The organism is Delftia sp. PX-1, assembly GCF_055797465.1.
The window spans coordinates 1,306,164-1,321,651 of sequence record NZ_CP184763.1 but is presented as its reverse complement, the minus strand read 5'-3'; the positions used below and the strand labels follow the sequence as shown (position 1 = coordinate 1,321,651).

Below are 15,488 nucleotides of genomic sequence, written 5' to 3'. Positions count from 1 at the left end.
CCACCGGGGAGGTCGCCATGAAAAACCTCAAGCACCTGTTCCAGGCCTTTTTGCGCAGCCGCCATGCCCTGGGGCTGTTCCGGCGCAATGCCCTGCCCTCGGGCACGGCCGTGCACCACTCGCGCTCGGTATCGCCGACCCTCACGCGCGAGCTGCTGCGCGCCTCGCGCGATGACATCGCCGCCGTGCTGGCGCGCACCAGCTCCAGCGAAGACGGCCTGACCCGCGAGCAGGCCCGCGCCGCGCTTGCACGTCTGGGCCCCAACGAGGTCGAGCACGAAAGGCCGCTGCCCGGCTGGCTGCACCTGTGGTACTGCTACCGCAATCCCTTCAACCTGCTGCTGACGCTGCTGGCCGTGGTCTCCTACGCCACGGAGGACATGAAGGCCACGGTCGTCATCGCCTCCATGGTGCTGCTGTCCACGCTGCTGCGCTTTGTGCAGGAAGGCCGCTCCAACCGCGCCGCCGCGCGGCTCAAGGCCATGGTCAGCAGCACGGCCACGGTGCTGCGCCGCAATGGCGGCCCACCGGCCCCTGCAGATGCCGACTCCGCAGACGCACCGCACAGCGGCTTCGGCCAGCAGGCGCGCCGCTACGAGGTGCCACTGCGCGAGGTCGTGCCCGGCGATTTCGTGGTGCTGTCGGCCGGGGACATGATTCCTGCCGACTGCCGCGTGCTCAGCGCCAAGGACCTGTTCGTGAGCCAGTCCGCCATGACCGGCGAATCCCTGCCCGTGGAAAAGCGCGCCGACGCCAGTGCATCGAATGGCACCGGCGTGCTGGACGCCAGCAACCTGCTGTTCATGGGCACCAACGTGGTCTCGGGCACGGCGCTGGCCGTGGTGCTGGCCACGGGCAACCGCAGCTATTTCGGCACCATTGCCACGCGGGTGACCTCCAACGACCGCGCGCCCACGGCCTTCGAGACCGGGGTCAACAGCGTCAGCTGGCTGCTGATCCGCTTCGCGGCCGTGATGGTGCCCGTGGTGCTGTTCATCAACGGCTACACCAAGGGCGACTGGGCCGAGGCCTTCCTGTTCGCGCTGTCCGTGGCCGTGGGCCTGACGCCCGAGATGCTGCCCATGATCGTGACCTCCACCCTGGCCAAGGGTGCCGTGGTGCTGTCGCGCCGCAAGGTCGTGGTCAAGCGGCTGGACGCCATCCAGAACTTCGGCGCCATGGACGTGCTGTGCACCGACAAGACCGGCACGCTGACCCAGGACCGCATCGTGCTGGAGCGCCACACCGACGCCTTCGGCCAGCCCTGCGACGAGACGCTGCGCTTCGCCTACCTCAACAGCCACTACCAGACCGGCCTGAAGAACCTGCTCGACCATGCCGTGCTGGAACACGTGGAGCTGCACACCCAGATGCGCCTGGCCGAGGACTACCGCAAGGTCGATGAGATCCCCTTCGACTTCGAGCGCCGCCGCATGTCCGTGGTGGTGGCCGAGCGCGGCCACCACCACGAGCTGATCTGCAAGGGCGCGGTCGAGGAAATCCTGGGCGCCTGCACCCGGCTGCGCGAGGGCGACGGCACGCGCCCGCTGGACGAGGAGCAGCTGGCCCGCGTGCGCCGCGTGACGCGCGAGCTCAACCGCGAGGGCCTGCGCGTGGTCGCCGTGGCCATGAAGGAAGTGCCGCCGCACAAGAGCGACTACGGCGTGGCCGACGAGTCGGAGCTGACCCTGATCGGCTACATCGCCTTCCTGGACCCACCGAAGGAAACCACGGCCGAGGCGCTGGCCGCCCTGGCCGCGCACGGCGTGGCCGTCAAGCTGCTGACCGGCGACAACGAACTGGTGGCCGCCAAGGTCTGCCGCGATGTGGGGCTGCCCGCAGACCACATCGTCCTGGGCACGCAGATCGAGCACATGAACGACGAGATGCTGCGCCAGACGGTGGAGCGGCACCAGCTGTTCGCCCGGCTCACGCCGCTGCACAAGGAGCGCATCGTGCATGCGCTGCGCGCCAACGGCCACATCACCGGCTTCATGGGCGACGGCATCAACGACGCCCCGGCCCTGCGCGCGGCCGACATCGGCATCAGCGTGGACAGCGCCGTGGACATCGCCAAGGAAGCGGCCGACATCATCCTGCTGGAAAAAAGCCTGATGGTGCTGGAGCAGGGCGTGATCGAGGGCCGGCGCACCTTCAGCAACATGCTGAAGTACATCCGCATGACGGCCAGCTCCAACTTCGGCAACGTGTTCTCGGTGATGGTGGCCTCGGCCTTCATCCCCTTCCTGCCCATGCTGCCGCTGCACCTGCTGGTGCAGAACCTGCTGTACGACCTCTCGCAGATCGCCATCCCCTTCGACAACGTGGACGACGAACTGGTGCGCCAGCCGCTGCGCTGGAACCCGGCCGACCTGGGCCGCTTCATGGTGTTCTTCGGGCCCATCAGCTCGCTGTTCGACATCCTGACCTTCGCGCTGATGTGGTTCGTCTTCGCCGCCAACACGCCCGGACAGCAGACGCTGTTCCAGTCGGGCTGGTTCGTCATCGGGCTGCTCACGCAGACGCTGATCGTGCACATGATCCGCACGCCCAGGATCCCCTTCCTGCAAAGCCGCCCGTCCTGGCCGCTGCTGCTGGCCACGGCGGCCGTGATGGCGGCCGGCATCTTCCTGCCGATGGGGCCCCTGGCCGGCTACTTCAAGCTGCAGGCGCTGCCGGCGGCCTACTTCCCGTGGATGATTGCCATATTGCTGGGCTACGCTTGCCTGGCCACGCTGCTCAAGCGCGTCTACATCCGCCGCTACGGCTGGCAGTGACGCACCCTTCAGCGCCTCTTTCAACGCCCCTTCAACCCATTCACCAGGAAAGCCCGGAACCCCATGCAGGCCCTGCAGAACCTCAACCCCGGCGCCATGCTGGACACCTTCGTCAGCCTGACCACGGCCTTCGTGTTCGGCGCCCTCATCGGCCTGGAGCGCCAGGTGCGCCAGCGCACGGCGGGGCTGCGCACCAACACCCTGGTCGCCGTGGGCGCGGCCGTCTTCGTGGATCTGGCCGTGCGCCTGGGCGGGGCCGAGGGCGCCACGCGCGTGGTGGCCTACGTGGTCTCGGGCGTGGGCTTCCTGGGTGCGGGCGCCATCATGAAGGAAGGGGCCAACATCACCGGGCTGAACACGGCGGCCACGCTGTGGGGCTCGGCCGCCGTGGGCGCCTGCGCGGGCGCCAGCCTGGTGGCCGAGGCCGGCCTGGCCACGCTGTTCGTGCTGGCCAGCAACACCTTGCTGCGCCCCGTGGTCAACCGCATCAACCGCCGCCCGGTGGATGACGAATCCACGGAGTCGACCTACTACGTCTACGCCATCTGCCACCGCGGCGCCCAGGGCGATGTGCGCGAGCAGATGCTGGAGCTGCTGGAGAACGCCAGCTACCCCGTGCGAGGCGTGGAAACCCATGCCTTCGGCCCGCAGGACACCGAGATCGAGGCCATGCTCTACGCCACCTCGGTGGACTCCGACGAGCTGGACCGCGTGATCGCCGCCATCGAGGCCCTGCCCGGCGTGCTGCAGGCCTTCTGGAACGCCGGCACGGAGGAATGAGCCTGCGTCAGCTGGCGTCGTCGCCCGGCACGGGAAGGCCCAGGTGGCGGTACGCCGCCTGGGTCGCCATGCGCCCGCGCGGCGTGCGCTGCAAAAAGCCCTGCTGGATCAGGTAGGGCTCGATCACATCCTCGATGGTGCCCGCCTCCTCGCCGATGCTGGCCGCGATGTTGTCCAGGCCCACGGGGCCGCCGTCGAAGCGGTGCACCACGGCCTCCAGCAGCTTGCGGTCCATGATGTCGAAGCCCTGGGGATCGACATCGAGCATGGCCAGCGCACGGTCGGCCAGCTCGCGCGTGATGCTGCCGTCGCCGCGCACATCGGCATAGTCGCGCACGCGGCGCAGCAGGCGGTTGGCAATGCGCGGCGTGCCGCGCGAGCGGCGCGCGATCTCGAAGGCGCCCTCGTCATCGATGGGCGCGTTCAACAGGCCTGCACTGCGCCGCACGATGCGCGCCAGCTCCTCGGCCGTATAGAACTCCAGCCGCGCCACGATGCCGAAGCGGTCGCGCAGCGGGTTGGTCAGCATGCCCGCGCGCGTGGTCGCGCCCACCAGCGTGAACGGCTGCAGGTCCAGCTTGATGGAGCGCGCCGCCGGCCCCTCGCCGATCATGATGTCGATCTGGTAGTCCTCCAGCGCCGGGTAGAGGATTTCCTCGACCACGGGCGACAGGCGGTGGATCTCGTCGATGAACAGCACATCGTTGGCTTCGAGGTTGGTCAGCAGCGCCGCCAGGTCCTTGGGCTTTTCCAGCACCGGGCCGCTGGTCTGGCGCAGGTTCACGCCCAGCTCGGCCGCGATGATGTGCGACAGCGTGGTCTTGCCCAGGCCCGGCGGGCCGAACAGCAGCACATGGTCCAGCGCCTCGCTGCGCTTTCGGGCCGCGCCGATGAAGATCTCCAGCTGCTCGCGCGCCTTGGCCTGGCCCACGTACTCCTGCAGCAGCTTGGGGCGCAGGGCGCGCTCCATGGCCTCTTCCCCGCGCGAGACCGGCGCTGCCGAAATCATGCGCGGCTTTTCCGGTGCCTTGTCGGGCGCGAAACCGCCCTGCGGAAAGCCGCCCTGCCCGAAATCGTCGGTATGGATGCTCATGCGCCGCTCACTTGGCCAGCGCCTTCAGCGCCAGCTTGATGCCTTCGGTCACGCCCACGTCGGGCGGCAGCTTCTTGAGCGCGGCGGCCGCATCCTTGTCGGAATAGCCCAGCGCCATCAGCGCCTGCACGATGTCGTTCTGGTCGTTGTTCACGAACAGCGACTGCGCGCCCGTATCGGCGCCGATCTTGCCCTTGAGCTCCAGCAGCAGGCGCTCGGCCGTCTTCTTGCCGATGCCCGGCACCTTGACCAGGCGGCCCACCTCCTGCAGCGTCACGGCCTGGGCCAGGTCCTCCACGCTCATGCCGCTGAGCACCGACAGCGCCATGCGCGGGCCGATGCCGGTGATCTTGATCAGCTCGCGGAACGCCTGGCGCTCGCTGTGCGTGCCAAAGCCGTACAGAAGCTGCGCATCCTCGCGCACCACGAAGTGCGTCAGCAGGCTGACCCTGGCCCCGCTGGCCGGCAGGTTGTAGAAGGTGCTCATGGGCACCTGCACCTCGTAGCCCACGCCGCCGCAGTCCACCAGCACCTCGGGCGGGTTTTTTTCCAGCAGCGTTCCTGTCAATTTGCCTATCATTGGTGTCCTTTGCCGCCCCAGGGGCGGCTTTTCATGCCCGTCCGCAACCGAACGCCGGCCCATTCACAGGGTATGGCACCACGCCCTCGCGCTGGCCGCCGCCCGGAATCTCTGGAATTATCCGCGTGATCCTGCGCCACACATTCACACCCCACGACAACAACCGGTTGAGCCATCTGTGCGGCCCGGCCGACGCGCACCTGCGCACCATCGAGATCGCCCTGGGCGTCAAGATCGCCCACCGCCACGAGCAATTCAAGATCGACGGCCCCAAGGCCAAGGCCAACGACGCACTGGAGCTGCTGCAGGCCCTCTACGAGATGGCCGACGACCCCATCCTGGACGATTCGCTGCAGCTCATGCTGGCCGGCGACACCGAACTCATCGAGCAGCCCCTGGACGCCATCCAGCTGTCCACGCGCCGCCCCGACCTGCGCGCGCGCACGGCCAACCAGTCGGCCTACCTGGAGAACATCGCCCGCCACGACATCACCTTCGGCATCGGCCCGGCCGGCACCGGCAAGACCTACCTGGCCGTGGCCTGCGCCGTGGACGCGCTGGAGCGCAGCGCCGTGCAGCGCATCGTGCTCACGCGCCCGGCCGTGGAAGCAGGCGAGCGCCTGGGCTTTCTGCCCGGCGACCTCACGCAGAAGGTCGACCCCTACCTGCGCCCGCTGTACGACGCACTCTACGACCTCATGGGCTACGAGAAGGTGCAAAAGGCCTTCGAGCGCAATGTGCTGGAGATCGCGCCGCTGGCCTTCATGCGCGGGCGCACGCTGAACAATGCCTTCGTCATCCTGGACGAGGCGCAGAACACCACGCCCGAGCAGATGAAGATGTTCCTCACGCGCATCGGCTTCGGTGCCCGCGCCGTGGTCACGGGCGACGTCAGCCAGATCGACCTGCCCAAGGGCGCCCTGAGCGGCCTGATCGATGCCGAGCGCGTCTTGAAGCGCGTCAAGGGCATCGCCATCAACCACTTCACCAGCGCCGACGTGGTGCGCCACCCGCTGGTGGCCCGCATCGTGGACGCCTACGACGCACGCGGCCAGGCCCCGGCACGCCGTGCCGCACCGCGCCTTGCAGCGCCTTGATCCCGACAGCCACAGCAGACGCCCGCCCACGGGCGCTCCAAAGCTCAAGCCCAAGCACACGCCCACGCACTCCCCCATGTCCCTGAACCAACTGCAACTGTCCCTGCAATTCGCGCGCTTTGCCGAGGCACCCGCCCACCGCGCCGTGCTGTCCCGCAGCAAGGTCACGCGCTGGATACGCCACGCCCTGGCCGTCGATGCCGAGATCACCGTGCGCATCGTCGATGCCGAGGAAGGCCAGCAGCTCAACCGCGAGTACCGGCAAAAGGACTACGCCACCAACGTCCTGACCTTCGACTACCAGCAGGAGCCCACCGCCATGGCCGATCTGGTGCTGTGCGCCCCCGTGGTCGAGCGCGAGGCGCGCGAGCAGAACAAGACGCTGGAGGAGCACTACGCCCACCTGCTGGTGCACGGCACGCTGCATGCCCAGGGCTGGGACCATGAAACCAGCGAGCAGGACGCCGAGGAAATGGAAGCCTACGAGACCGAGATCATGGTCGAGCTGGGCTTTGCCGACCCCTACGCCAAGTAGGGCCCGCGCGGGCCTCAGCGCGCCGTATCGATGACGACCCGGCCGCGCACCTGGCCGGCAAGCAGCCTGGGCGCCAGCGCAACCGCATCGGCCAGGCCCGCCTCTTCGGTATTGCGCTCCAGCACCTCGCGCGGCAGCTCGGCAGCCAGCCGCGCCCAGGCCTGCTCGCGCCGCGCCTGCGGCGCATAGACGCTGTCGATGCCCAGCAGCGACACGCCGCGCAGAATGAACGGTGCCACGGAAGCCGGCAGGTCCAGCCCCTGGGCCAGTCCGCAGGCCGCCACGCAGCCGCCGTAGCGCAGGCTGGCGCACACATTGGCCAGCGTATGGCTGCCCACGCTGTCCACGGCCGCCGCCCAGACCTCCTTTTGCAGCGGCTTGCCGGGCGCATCCAAGCTGCTGCGCTCCACGATCCGCGCCGCGCCCAGCGCCTTCAGGTGCTCGGCCTGTTCGGGCCGCCCGGTGCCGGCGTGCACCTCGAAACCCAGGCGCGACAGCAGGGCCACGGCAATGCTGCCCACGCCGCCATTGGCCCCCGTCACCAGCACCGGGCCGCTGGAGGGCGCGATGCCATGCGCCTGCAGCGCCATCACGCACAGCATGGCCGTATAGCCGGCCGTGCCTATGGCCATGGCATCCCGTGCGCTGAAGGCCTCGGGCCGGCGGATCAGCCAGTCGCCGTTCACGCGCGCCTGCTGGGCGAGCCCGCCCCAGTGGGTCTCGCCCACGCCCCAGCCGTTGAGCAGCACGGCATCGCCGGGCTGGAAACGCGCGTCCTCGCTGTCCAGCACCGTGCCGGCCAGGTCGATGCCCGGCACCATGGGGAACTGGCGCACCACGGGCGAGCGCCCCGTGATGGCCAGTGCATCCTTGTAGTTGAGCGTGGAATGCGAGACGGCCACGCGCACCGCGCCGGCGGGCAGGCTGGCTTCGTCCAGCTCCACACACTCGGCACGGGTTTCACGCGGTACGGGTTGGGTCAGCAGCAAGGCTTTGAACATGGGGTCTCCAGCAAGGCAGTGGCAAAGGAATCCAAAGGCAATCAGGACTGCGGCGCGCCCAACACGCCGCTGCGGCACAGGCGGGTGATGGCCTGGTCCGCCATCCCCAGCTCCCGCAGCAGCGCAAGGTTGCCATCGCCCAGGACGGGGGCCGGGGCACCCGGCAGGGGCTCGGCATCCATCCACCGGAACCCCATTCCCGGAGTGTCCACCGCAGCGCCGCCGGCGCCATAGCTCACAGGTGACACGGTGCCGGCAGCGCGGGCCTCGCCCAGGAACTCACCCAGGCGCCGCACCCTGGCGGCAGGCACGCCCACGGCGTTGAGCCGGGCTTCCATGTCCCGTGCGCTGCGTGCGGCGAAGGCCTCGGCCAGACAGGCCTGCAGCCGCTGCAGCGCGGACGCATCGCGCGCGGCCACAAAGCCGCCCTCGGGCGCGTTGAAGGCATCGAGGTCCAGCAGCGTGGCGTCCTCGCACAGCGCATCGAGCCCCAGCACGCTGGCGAGCCTGCGGAACTGCTGCGGCGTGTTGGCGGCCGTGAACAGCCAGCCGTCGGCGCACCGGTAGGTGTCGGCCGCCGGGCTCCCCGTATAGCCCCGGTTGCCCGCGCGCAGCTCCATGCTGCGCCGCATGATGGAAGAGGTGTTCCGCCGCGAAGGCGTGATCGCGCCCACGCCCGTCATCGAATCCACCAGCCCCTTCACCAACCTGCAACTGGTCCGGGCCGGCCTGGGGCTCAGCGCCGTGCCCGACTCCACGCTGCAGGCCTCGCACCGGTCGCTGGGGGTGCGCAGGGTGCATGTCACATCCGCCATCTCCATGGGCCCCGTGGCGTTGATCTACCGCAGCGCCGTCGCCAACCCGCGCGTCGCCCTGCTGCGCGCCACGCTGGGCCTGCCCGGCCCGGTGGTGGAGCCGCCCTAGTCGCCTGGTGGCCACCACGCCGGCGCGATCCTGTCCTTTTGCGCAAAGCAGCCCTGACCCAGCCGCCATGCCGGTGCGACAGCCCGCCCGATGGTCCGGCACTAAGATCGGCCTCGACCTATAACACCGGCCTGGCCGCGCAAGGCCACGGCGGCCTGCCGATGCCCGGCCCCAGGAGGAGACAACACCCATGTGGGACATCGCACTGCTCATGAGCGCCGCCTTCGTGGCCGGCGCGCTCAATGCCGTCGCCGGGGGCGGCAGCTTCCTCACCCTGCCCGCCCTGGTCTTCACCGGCGTGCCGCCCGTGGCCGCCAACGCCACCGGCACCGTCGCCCTGCTGCCCGGCTACATGGCCGGTGCCTGGGGCTTTCGCCAGGACATGGAGCCGCCGCCCGGCCTGGGCATGCGCGGCGTCATCGTGCTGTCGCTCATCGGCGGCTCGCTGGGCGCGGCCCTGCTGCTGGTCACGCCCGACCACCTGTTCCGCAAGGTCGTCCCCTGGCTGCTGCTGGCCGCCACCGCCATGTTCGCCTTCGCGCCCCAGCTCAGGCGCATGGCATCACGCGGCAGCGCCGAGCATGCCGCCCATGCATCGCCCCTGAAGGCCGGCGCCGGCATGCTGGTCGTGGCCATCTACGGCGGCTACTTCAACGGCGGCCTGGGCATCCTGCTGCTGGCCCTGTTCGGCCTGCTGGGCCAGACAAGGCTGCATGCCATGAACGGCATGAAGAACCTGGTCTCCGCCCTGCTCACGGCCATTGCCGTCGCCATCTATGCGGCCGGCGGCGTCGTGCAGTGGGAGCAGGCCCTGGTCATGATGATCGCCGCCACCGCAGGCGGCTACGGCGGCGCCCGCCTGGCGCGCCGCATCCCGCCCGAATGGCTGCGCGCAGGCATCGTGCTGACGGGGCTGGTGATGGCGGGGGTGTTTTTCTGGCGGCAGTGAGGCGGGGCTTTTGAAGAAGGGCCGCGGCTCAGGCCTTCCTTGGCCGCTGCCTATTCTTTGGCGGCTGTGCATCCACCGGTGCTGTCTCAGCAGACACCAATGGCATTGCACGCAGGCTTTCAGCAACCCTGCGTGCGACGTCCTCTTTCCATGACTTGTCCTGGGTCAGCGTCAAAACGGCCACATCCGCAAGCGACGCCGCCATCGCGGACCGAACGGCCACATCCTGTCCAAAGTCTGCTTTGGCGCCGGTTGCGTCAAGGCTGCTCTCCAGCCTCGCAATGATTTCTGCGTTCACGCTGCGATTGTTGTTCTTGGCAACGAGAGTGAGCTTTTCACGCAGCTCCACAGGCATACGCAACGGGTAGGACGGCACTTGCTTGTCAGTCATCCGCCAGATTCTGGACATCAGAAAGATTCATGACAAAGAATCTATTTGACATCTATCATTTGTAGATATCCAATAGATTCAGTGCCCAAGACATGCAGGAGGAGGGATCCATATGAATGCCAAGCCGAAGGCCACCGCAGACAAGCCCAGCATGCAGCAGATGATTGCCCTGTCCATAGACCGCGCAGAAACCGAGCTGGCCGCCCTGATCGACAAGCGCTGCGCCGACATGGACTGGGTTGACGAGGACGCCGACGTGGACATGGCCACGGAACTGGCCCTGAACCACATCCGGCAGATGAAGCTCACCCACTTCGACGCGGCATGGAAGTTCGACAACGCATGGTTCCTCGCCCGCGCCGCCATCGTCCTGGCCGCCCAGGCGTTCAGCCGCCCCCAATGCGCCTATGGCCTGCGCCTGGCGCAGCTCGTGCAACTTTTCAATGAAGCGCCCTCCTTCGTGGAGCACGTGGAGGAAAGCCGGGTGAAGTAGGCGCGGCGCCCTGCTGCAGCGTGGCACCAGCAGGCTCCGTGAGAGCGCCGGTCTGTTCGCTCATTGCCGTCACGGCCTTTAACCGGATCGCATTGGGCACCGCGTAGTTGCGCATCTGCCTCTGGCTAGCCAAGAGAGGGGGTGCGTGCTTTCTGAGCTGCCTATGCGGCAGCGAACGGGCGCAGCAGGTGTCTGGGGCGCTGCTGCCATTTCTGAGCTGCCTACGCGGCAGCGAACGCAGAGCGCGCAGCCCAGGCAGCAGCCAAGGGTTTCTGAGCTGCCTACGCAGCAGCGAACCGGGAGCAAAGCCTTTATTCATGCGGGCTTCATTTCTGAGCTGCCTACGCGGCAGCGAACAGGCAAATTTTTATCCTGAGCATCTCCCCGGCTTTTCTGAGCTGCCTACGCGGCAGCGAACTAGGTAAAAAATTCCCCAATCCATTGATTTTGAAAGAGCTTTCACCTCCAGCTGGCAAACACCCCAAATTCCGGGGCATCCGCCAAGCTGTTGATTTACAAGGCAGTCTTCAGGCCGCCAGAAAAAGGGTCAGAACCAGGGAACAGCAGTTCCCAGGCTCAGCCCATAAGTATTGAAGCCTTCCTGGCCCGCCGTGCCCTGCACCGCTTTCTGCTCCACGAACAGGCAAAACGGCTGGCCGGTGCTGGCGCTGCGCAGTTGAACGTAGGGCAGGTCCGGGGTGCGCTCCACGCTGTCGGGGATGGCGGCCGCGGCCTGTTCAGCGGTTTCTCCCTTGCGCCGCATGCGGCGGCGGCGCAGGCGGTCGGGGCTGGTCTTGAATTGCCGGCGTTGCACCAGGTAGGGCACGGCGCCCTCTGGCACCAAAGCTGGTGGCGTGCAGTGCACGTGATCGCGCATGCCCTGCAGCCAGGGCTGTTCCATCAGGCCGCGCAGCGCGGCTTCACTGCCATGCAGGCGCAGGATGGTGCCCAGAGTGCGTGGACGCAGGCTGTAGCCGGGAAAGCTGATGCCTATGTCCGCGCTGCCCAGTTGCACGAGCGCGCGGTGCAGCTTGGTGACCAGCGCGCCCAGCAGGTGGGCGTGGCTGAATTCCGGGTCAGGCAGCAGCGTGATGTCGATGTAGTGCGAGGTCATGGCCATCAGCTCGCATCGCCGAAGACGCCGCCACGGATCAGCACGGCCATCACGAAGTGCTGCTGCTCGACGGGAGGCACCTTGTCCTTGAGCAGCCAGTCGTCCAGCAGGGTGTAGAAGTCCTGCTTTTGCTTGGGCTGGCGCCAGGCCTTGCCCTGGGTGGTGACGGAGCCGTAGGGCTCGACCGCGATGGGGCCCAGGTCCTGCGCGCCGTCGTACCAGGTGTCGATGGTGCGCAGGGCGTTGCCGATTTTCTGGGAGTGGATGGCGGCGACCTCCTGGCCTTTTTCCCCGATCTGGTAGAGCGTCTTGCTCTTTTTGGTGCTGCCCTTGTCGAGGATCAGTTCCTGCGAGGGGAAGACTTCCTGGCCCGCGCCCAGGCGCACAAAGGCGGTGATCTGCAGCAGCACATGGGCCTTGCCCTCAAGCCCCTGCGCGATCACGCTGCCCAGCGCCGCCACTTTCTCGTCAGGCTGCTCCAGCGTGCGCAGGTTGTGGGCCAGCGCATCGAACGACCATGCCTGCCCGGCCTTGCCATCCTTGAGCTGCACCACCTGCACCTGCACGCTTTCCGCGCCCACGCGGTTGCGCCACAGAAAGCGCCCGTTCGCCAGGTTGGCCGCATAGCGGTTGGCCAGTTCGGCAAAGCCCTGGGCCGAGGCATAGGCCTGCACCGTTTGTGCGAGCCTGGCCTGGTATTCGGCGCTGTTGCAGGCAGACGGCGTGCCTGCGCCAGACAGCACGCGCAGCGTGAACTGCACCTTGAGCGTGTCGGCATCGGCGGGCAGGGCTGCCACGTCCACGGTCTGCAGGTTGGGGTTTTCGATGGCGGCGTCGAGCTTGGCCGGGTCCTGGTCCTTGGTCTTGAGGCGGTTGGAGATGGTGCCGCGCACGGATTTCTCGCGCAGCTTGACGGAGGGCCAGGAGGCGGAGGCCGCCCGGTCATCCCAGTTGCCTGCGTGGAAGACGGCGTCGGAGGGGTCGAGCTTGCGTTCGAAGGCGAGGACGGATGCGGTCTTGAGGGTGCTGGACATGGTGTTCAATCCTTTGGCAATACGGTGTGAAAGGCGGCGGTGCAAGGACGCTGGTCAGGTGTATGCATAGCTGTCGTCGCCTTCCTGCTCCTGGGCTGCGGCGTCGTCAGGGTCGGCCCCGGCTGCGGGGTCTGGCACGTAGCCGCTGCGGCAGCGGTAAAGGCCCCGCTTTTCATCGGTGTGCGCATGCCACAGCAGTTGCTCCAGATGGGTGAGGCGGTGCGGGCTGATCCATTCGCCCAGCGAGTAGACCGACTCCACGAAGCGCAGCGGCGTGGTGGCATCGCGGGCGTTGAGCACTTCGCCTGCGGCATGCGATGGCGAGAGCGCCGCATAGCCCACGGGCACAGGCACGATCCAGCCGCTGCCCGGGCCGCGCCAGGGGTCTGCCCATGGCTGCTTGCCATCGGCAGGCGGGGGCTGGCCTTCGGCCGCTGCCACGGGCTCGTGGTTGAAGCGCGATGCATGCAGCCAGGCGTCGAGCAGCGTGGTGTGCGCCGCTTTGTCGCGCAGCCTGTGCAGGCGGTCGGCCAGCAGGTCGTCACGCCCCACCAGGGCGAAGCCCGGCAGCCACTGGCGCCGCCATTCTCGGAACTGGCGGCTGCGCTCGGTGGAGTCTTCTGCCAGCACGGCCAGCCTGGGGCGCACACGCCTGCCGGGCGCGGCGCGCGATGGCAGCAGGCTGCCGCCGGCCACCCGCATTTGCGACAGGATTTGCCCGGCTTCATCGGCCCATTGCTGCATCTGCGGCCCGGCACTCTGCACCAACGTGGCCGCAGCGCCTGCGGCGCGTTTTTCCGAAACGGCGAAGACCAGGGAGATGTCGAGGTGGATGCGGCCTTCCTCGACGATAGAAGGAGGGGTACCTTCCTCCAACTTTCTAGCTTGGTCTGCGGTAGCAACGTAAGGCTTGCGCAAATGAAAAGTGTGAGGGTCGTACAACTTCCCTGAACCTCTGACCTGCTCCTGATGGTGGTGGCAGACCACGCCCACTGCGTGCAGGCGCAAGGGGATGCCGGCCTGCGCCAGCTTGCGCTCCAGCGCCCACATCAGGCCGGTGAAGGCGGTGATGGAGGGGAAGCCATGGGTGAGCGGGCTGGAGATGGCGTTGGCGTTCTGTACGCGCAGATGGGGGAAGGTCAGGATGGCCTGCGGTTGTGGGGATTGCCTCATACCACGCCCCCCCTGTGCATCACCAGTTCATCATGCGTTTTGCGGATAGGGATATAGGCCGGGGCGTCCAGCCTTTTGCGCAGTTCACGCAACTGCTGCACAAAACCATCCTCATCGGTCAGCAGCTCTTTCCGCCACACACGCGCCTCGGCGTCGCCCACAGGCAACTGGCCGAACAGCTGGCTGTTGAGCCAGTTGGCAAAGCGTTTGCCTACCTCGGCAGGCCAGTCCATCCAAAGCCATTCGCGGGCGAAATCTGCTTCATCGCGCAGTTCGGCCCGCAATGGGTCCAGCCACAGTTGCTCTTCGCGCACCAGCTTGCCGAAGCGTTCCGAGTCGCAGCTCCAGCCAGCTGGCAGGGCCTGCTGCACTTCGCCGGCGAGCGAGACCATTTCATCGATCAGCGCATCGACGAAGGCTTCGCGGCGCTCGCGCGTTTGCAGGTTGGGCTCCGGGTCGGTCGCAAGGAAGGCACGCAGCTTGCGCACCGTGCTTCGCACCTCGGGACGACCGATGAACAGCTTGTCGAACACGGAGCTGGCATGCACCGGCAGCCGTACATCGCTGCTGCGCCAGACCGGTGGCAGCGAAGCCAGCAGGTAGTTGACCCCGCCACGCTCGCTGTTGAGCTGGGAAATATTCTGTGGCTTTGTCCCTCCCATCTTCTGGACGGCCAGCCCAGGGTAGTCATGGAAGACGCGGTCATGCGCCTTGCGCTCGCGCCGCGCCTGCCGGGCCGCTTTGTTGCTTTCCCCAAAGCGGTCTTCCTGCACCTGCGCATGCACGGCATGCGCCAGCGAGGTAGCAAACAACGGCGCCAGCAATTCATAGCCTTCATCGGCACAGGCATCGCTGCCCGTCAGCCAGTACAACTGCTTGGCCCGCGTGTGCGAACTGGGTATGCCCGCGCGCGGCTGGGTCAGGCCGACGAAGGCATCGCGCAAGCCCATGGCCTGCTGCGGGTCCTCATGCAAGGCCTGGAGCGCGCCCGGGTCTTGCGCCAGCAGCGCGGCCAGCAGGCTGGTGCCGTCCACCTCGACCTTGAGGAACTTGTAGACGTCAAGCGCCGCCGCATTGCCCACCACATCGCCAGAGAAGGACTGCCCCAGCGCATGGCTTCCCAGTTCCTGCAGCACGGGCAGGCCGGCCGGCTCCACATAGAGATTGGTGCCGCGCGCATCGGGATGTATGGGCTTGAGGGAGTGGGTGACGGCCTGGATTTGATCGACGCGCTTGGCAGCACTGGCCACCCAGGTATCACGCAGGAATGATGCGACGAGTTCGTCACGCTGAGGATCGTCAGGCTTGAGCTTTTCGAGCTTGGATTGCAATCGTTCTTGCAGGAACTGGTCGATTGCCGCACGAAAACCTGCCTTGCGCCCTGTTGCCGGGGCGTTGGACATAGGGATCACCTTTCGTGAGAAATGAAAGATAATTCCTCGGTCAACGAACTGACCGAGGAACTTGATGTTGCGACTGGAAAGTCGTCATAACGCTCTTCTGAGCGCGTGATTGCTAGCCACTGTGACCTCTCTTTCTTGGTTAGC

The 15,488-nt window shown here is 67.3% G+C and carries 16 protein-coding genes and 1 CRISPR repeat array; of the genes, 7 read left to right on the top strand and 9 right to left on the bottom strand.

The features are described from left to right. Positions 1–17: 17 nt before the first annotated feature. Complete coding sequence (gene mgtA / locus ACN20X_RS06110; protein ID WP_151019740.1) at positions 18–2,777, top strand: magnesium-translocating P-type ATPase; 2,760 nt, start codon at positions 18–20, stop codon at positions 2,775–2,777. A 63-nt stretch (positions 2,778–2,840) separates the two neighbouring features. After that, positions 2,841–3,557: an MgtC/SapB family protein gene (locus tag ACN20X_RS06105; protein WP_012203158.1), complete on the top strand. Its 717-nt coding sequence runs from the start codon at positions 2,841–2,843 to the stop codon at positions 3,555–3,557. 7 nt (positions 3,558–3,564) lie between these two features. Here the strand turns inward: ACN20X_RS06105 and ruvB are convergent, their stop codons facing one another. Next, positions 3,565–4,650, bottom strand: coding sequence for a Holliday junction branch migration DNA helicase RuvB (gene ruvB, locus ACN20X_RS06100; RefSeq protein WP_016451874.1), 1,086 nt, complete (start codon positions 4,648–4,650; stop codon positions 3,565–3,567). Positions 4,651–4,657: 7 nt separating this feature from the next. Continuing rightward, on the bottom strand, positions 4,658–5,230 hold the full coding sequence (gene ruvA / locus ACN20X_RS06095; RefSeq protein WP_016446532.1) for a Holliday junction branch migration protein RuvA: 573 nt from the start codon (positions 5,228–5,230) through the stop codon (positions 4,658–4,660). A gap of 125 nt (positions 5,231–5,355) precedes the next feature. Between ruvA and ACN20X_RS06090 the strand changes: the two genes are divergently transcribed. Further along, on the top strand, positions 5,356–6,327 hold the full coding sequence (locus tag ACN20X_RS06090) for a PhoH family protein (protein WP_016446533.1): 972 nt from the start codon (positions 5,356–5,358) through the stop codon (positions 6,325–6,327). 76 nt (positions 6,328–6,403) lie between these two features. Beyond that, complete coding sequence (gene ybeY, locus ACN20X_RS06085; protein ID WP_016446534.1) at positions 6,404–6,862, top strand: rRNA maturation RNase YbeY; 459 nt, start codon at positions 6,404–6,406, stop codon at positions 6,860–6,862. A gap of 14 nt (positions 6,863–6,876) precedes the next feature. On the opposite strand, the gene acuI is transcribed toward ybeY, so the two are convergent. Continuing rightward, complete coding sequence (gene acuI / locus ACN20X_RS06080; RefSeq protein WP_016451875.1) at positions 6,877–7,863, bottom strand: acrylyl-CoA reductase (NADPH); 987 nt, start codon at positions 7,861–7,863, stop codon at positions 6,877–6,879. 41 nt (positions 7,864–7,904) lie between these two features. Continuing rightward, positions 7,905–8,495, bottom strand: a complete 591-nt coding sequence (locus ACN20X_RS06075) for a CoA transferase (RefSeq protein ID WP_227469589.1) — start codon at positions 8,493–8,495, stop codon at positions 7,905–7,907. On the opposite strand from ACN20X_RS06075, the gene ACN20X_RS06070 reads away from it, so the two are divergent. Together ACN20X_RS06070 and ACN20X_RS06065 are read left to right on the top strand one after the other, a co-directional pair. Then, positions 8,482–8,787, top strand: coding sequence for a LysR substrate-binding domain-containing protein (locus ACN20X_RS06070; protein WP_080649880.1), 306 nt, complete (start codon positions 8,482–8,484; stop codon positions 8,785–8,787). The genes ACN20X_RS06075 and ACN20X_RS06070 overlap by 14 nt on opposite strands. A gap of 190 nt (positions 8,788–8,977) precedes the next feature. Further along, entirely contained in the window at positions 8,978–9,736 is a 759-nt protein-coding gene (locus tag ACN20X_RS06065) for a sulfite exporter TauE/SafE family protein (protein WP_016451878.1), read from the top strand. Positions 9,737–9,764: 28 nt separating this feature from the next. Here the strand turns inward: ACN20X_RS06065 and ACN20X_RS06060 are convergent, their stop codons facing one another. Continuing rightward, a complete protein-coding gene (locus ACN20X_RS06060) occupies positions 9,765–10,127 on the bottom strand; it encodes an Arc family DNA-binding protein (protein ID WP_080649881.1) in 363 nt (120 codons plus the stop codon). A 112-nt stretch (positions 10,128–10,239) separates the two neighbouring features. Here ACN20X_RS06060 and ACN20X_RS06055 point away from each other — a divergent pair, with 112 nt between their 5' ends. Continuing rightward, positions 10,240–10,620 carry a hypothetical protein gene (locus tag ACN20X_RS06055; RefSeq protein WP_016451879.1) on the top strand — a complete coding sequence of 127 codons (381 nt, stop codon included), beginning with the start codon at positions 10,240–10,242 and terminating at the stop codon, positions 10,618–10,620. Positions 10,621–10,769: 149 nt separating this feature from the next. Then, positions 10,770–11,038: direct repeats of the CRISPR family, unit length 28 nt; unit sequence TTTCTGAGCTGCCTACGCGGCAGCGAAC. Between the two features lie 129 nt (positions 11,039–11,167). On the opposite strand, the gene cas6f is transcribed toward ACN20X_RS06055, so the two are convergent. The 4 genes from cas6f to csy1 are packed head-to-tail and all read right to left on the bottom strand — an operon-like array spanning position 11,168 to position 15,344. After that, complete coding sequence (cas6f, locus tag ACN20X_RS06050; RefSeq protein ID WP_016451880.1) at positions 11,168–11,734, bottom strand: type I-F CRISPR-associated endoribonuclease Cas6/Csy4; 567 nt, start codon at positions 11,732–11,734, stop codon at positions 11,168–11,170. Between the two features lie 5 nt (positions 11,735–11,739). Then, entirely contained in the window at positions 11,740–12,768 is a 1,029-nt protein-coding gene (gene csy3 / locus ACN20X_RS06045; RefSeq protein WP_016451881.1) for a type I-F CRISPR-associated protein Csy3, read from the bottom strand. A 54-nt stretch (positions 12,769–12,822) separates the two neighbouring features. Next, positions 12,823–13,941 carry a type I-F CRISPR-associated protein Csy2 gene (csy2, locus tag ACN20X_RS06040; protein WP_016451882.1) on the bottom strand — a complete coding sequence of 373 codons (1,119 nt, stop codon included), beginning with the start codon at positions 13,939–13,941 and terminating at the stop codon, positions 12,823–12,825. Further along, a complete protein-coding gene (csy1, locus tag ACN20X_RS06035; RefSeq protein WP_016451883.1) occupies positions 13,938–15,344 on the bottom strand; it encodes a type I-F CRISPR-associated protein Csy1 in 1,407 nt (468 codons plus the stop codon). The genes csy2 and csy1 overlap by 4 nt, the downstream gene beginning before the upstream one ends. Positions 15,345–15,488: the final 144 nt, after the last annotated feature.

Excerpts from the sequence above, each read along its gene's own strand:
- mgtA (WP_151019740.1), top strand. The coding sequence starts at position 18 with ATGAAAAACCTCAAGCACCTGTTCCAGGCCTTTTTGCGCAGCCGCCAT.
- ACN20X_RS06105 (WP_012203158.1), top strand. The coding sequence starts at position 2,841 with ATGCAGGCCCTGCAGAACCTCAACCCCGGCGCCATGCTGGACACCTTC.
- ruvB (WP_016451874.1), bottom strand. The coding sequence starts at position 4,650 with ATGAGCATCCATACCGACGATTTCGGGCAGGGCGGCTTTCCGCAGGGC.
- ruvA (WP_016446532.1), bottom strand. The coding sequence starts at position 5,230 with ATGATAGGCAAATTGACAGGAACGCTGCTGGAAAAAAACCCGCCCGAG.
- ybeY (WP_016446534.1), top strand. The coding sequence starts at position 6,404 with ATGTCCCTGAACCAACTGCAACTGTCCCTGCAATTCGCGCGCTTTGCC.
- acuI (WP_016451875.1), bottom strand. The coding sequence starts at position 7,863 with ATGTTCAAAGCCTTGCTGCTGACCCAACCCGTACCGCGTGAAACCCGT.
- ACN20X_RS06070 (WP_080649880.1), top strand. The coding sequence starts at position 8,482 with ATGCTGCGCCGCATGATGGAAGAGGTGTTCCGCCGCGAAGGCGTGATC.
- ACN20X_RS06075 (WP_227469589.1), bottom strand. The coding sequence starts at position 8,495 with ATGCGGCGCAGCATGGAGCTGCGCGCGGGCAACCGGGGCTATACGGGG.
- ACN20X_RS06065 (WP_016451878.1), top strand. The coding sequence starts at position 8,978 with ATGTGGGACATCGCACTGCTCATGAGCGCCGCCTTCGTGGCCGGCGCG.
- ACN20X_RS06060 (WP_080649881.1), bottom strand. The coding sequence starts at position 10,127 with ATGACTGACAAGCAAGTGCCGTCCTACCCGTTGCGTATGCCTGTGGAG.
- ACN20X_RS06055 (WP_016451879.1), top strand. The coding sequence starts at position 10,240 with ATGAATGCCAAGCCGAAGGCCACCGCAGACAAGCCCAGCATGCAGCAG.
- cas6f (WP_016451880.1), bottom strand. The coding sequence starts at position 11,734 with ATGACCTCGCACTACATCGACATCACGCTGCTGCCTGACCCGGAATTC.
- csy3 (WP_016451881.1), bottom strand. The coding sequence starts at position 12,768 with ATGTCCAGCACCCTCAAGACCGCATCCGTCCTCGCCTTCGAACGCAAG.
- csy2 (WP_016451882.1), bottom strand. The coding sequence starts at position 13,941 with ATGAGGCAATCCCCACAACCGCAGGCCATCCTGACCTTCCCCCATCTG.
- csy1 (WP_016451883.1), bottom strand. The coding sequence starts at position 15,344 with ATGTCCAACGCCCCGGCAACAGGGCGCAAGGCAGGTTTTCGTGCGGCA.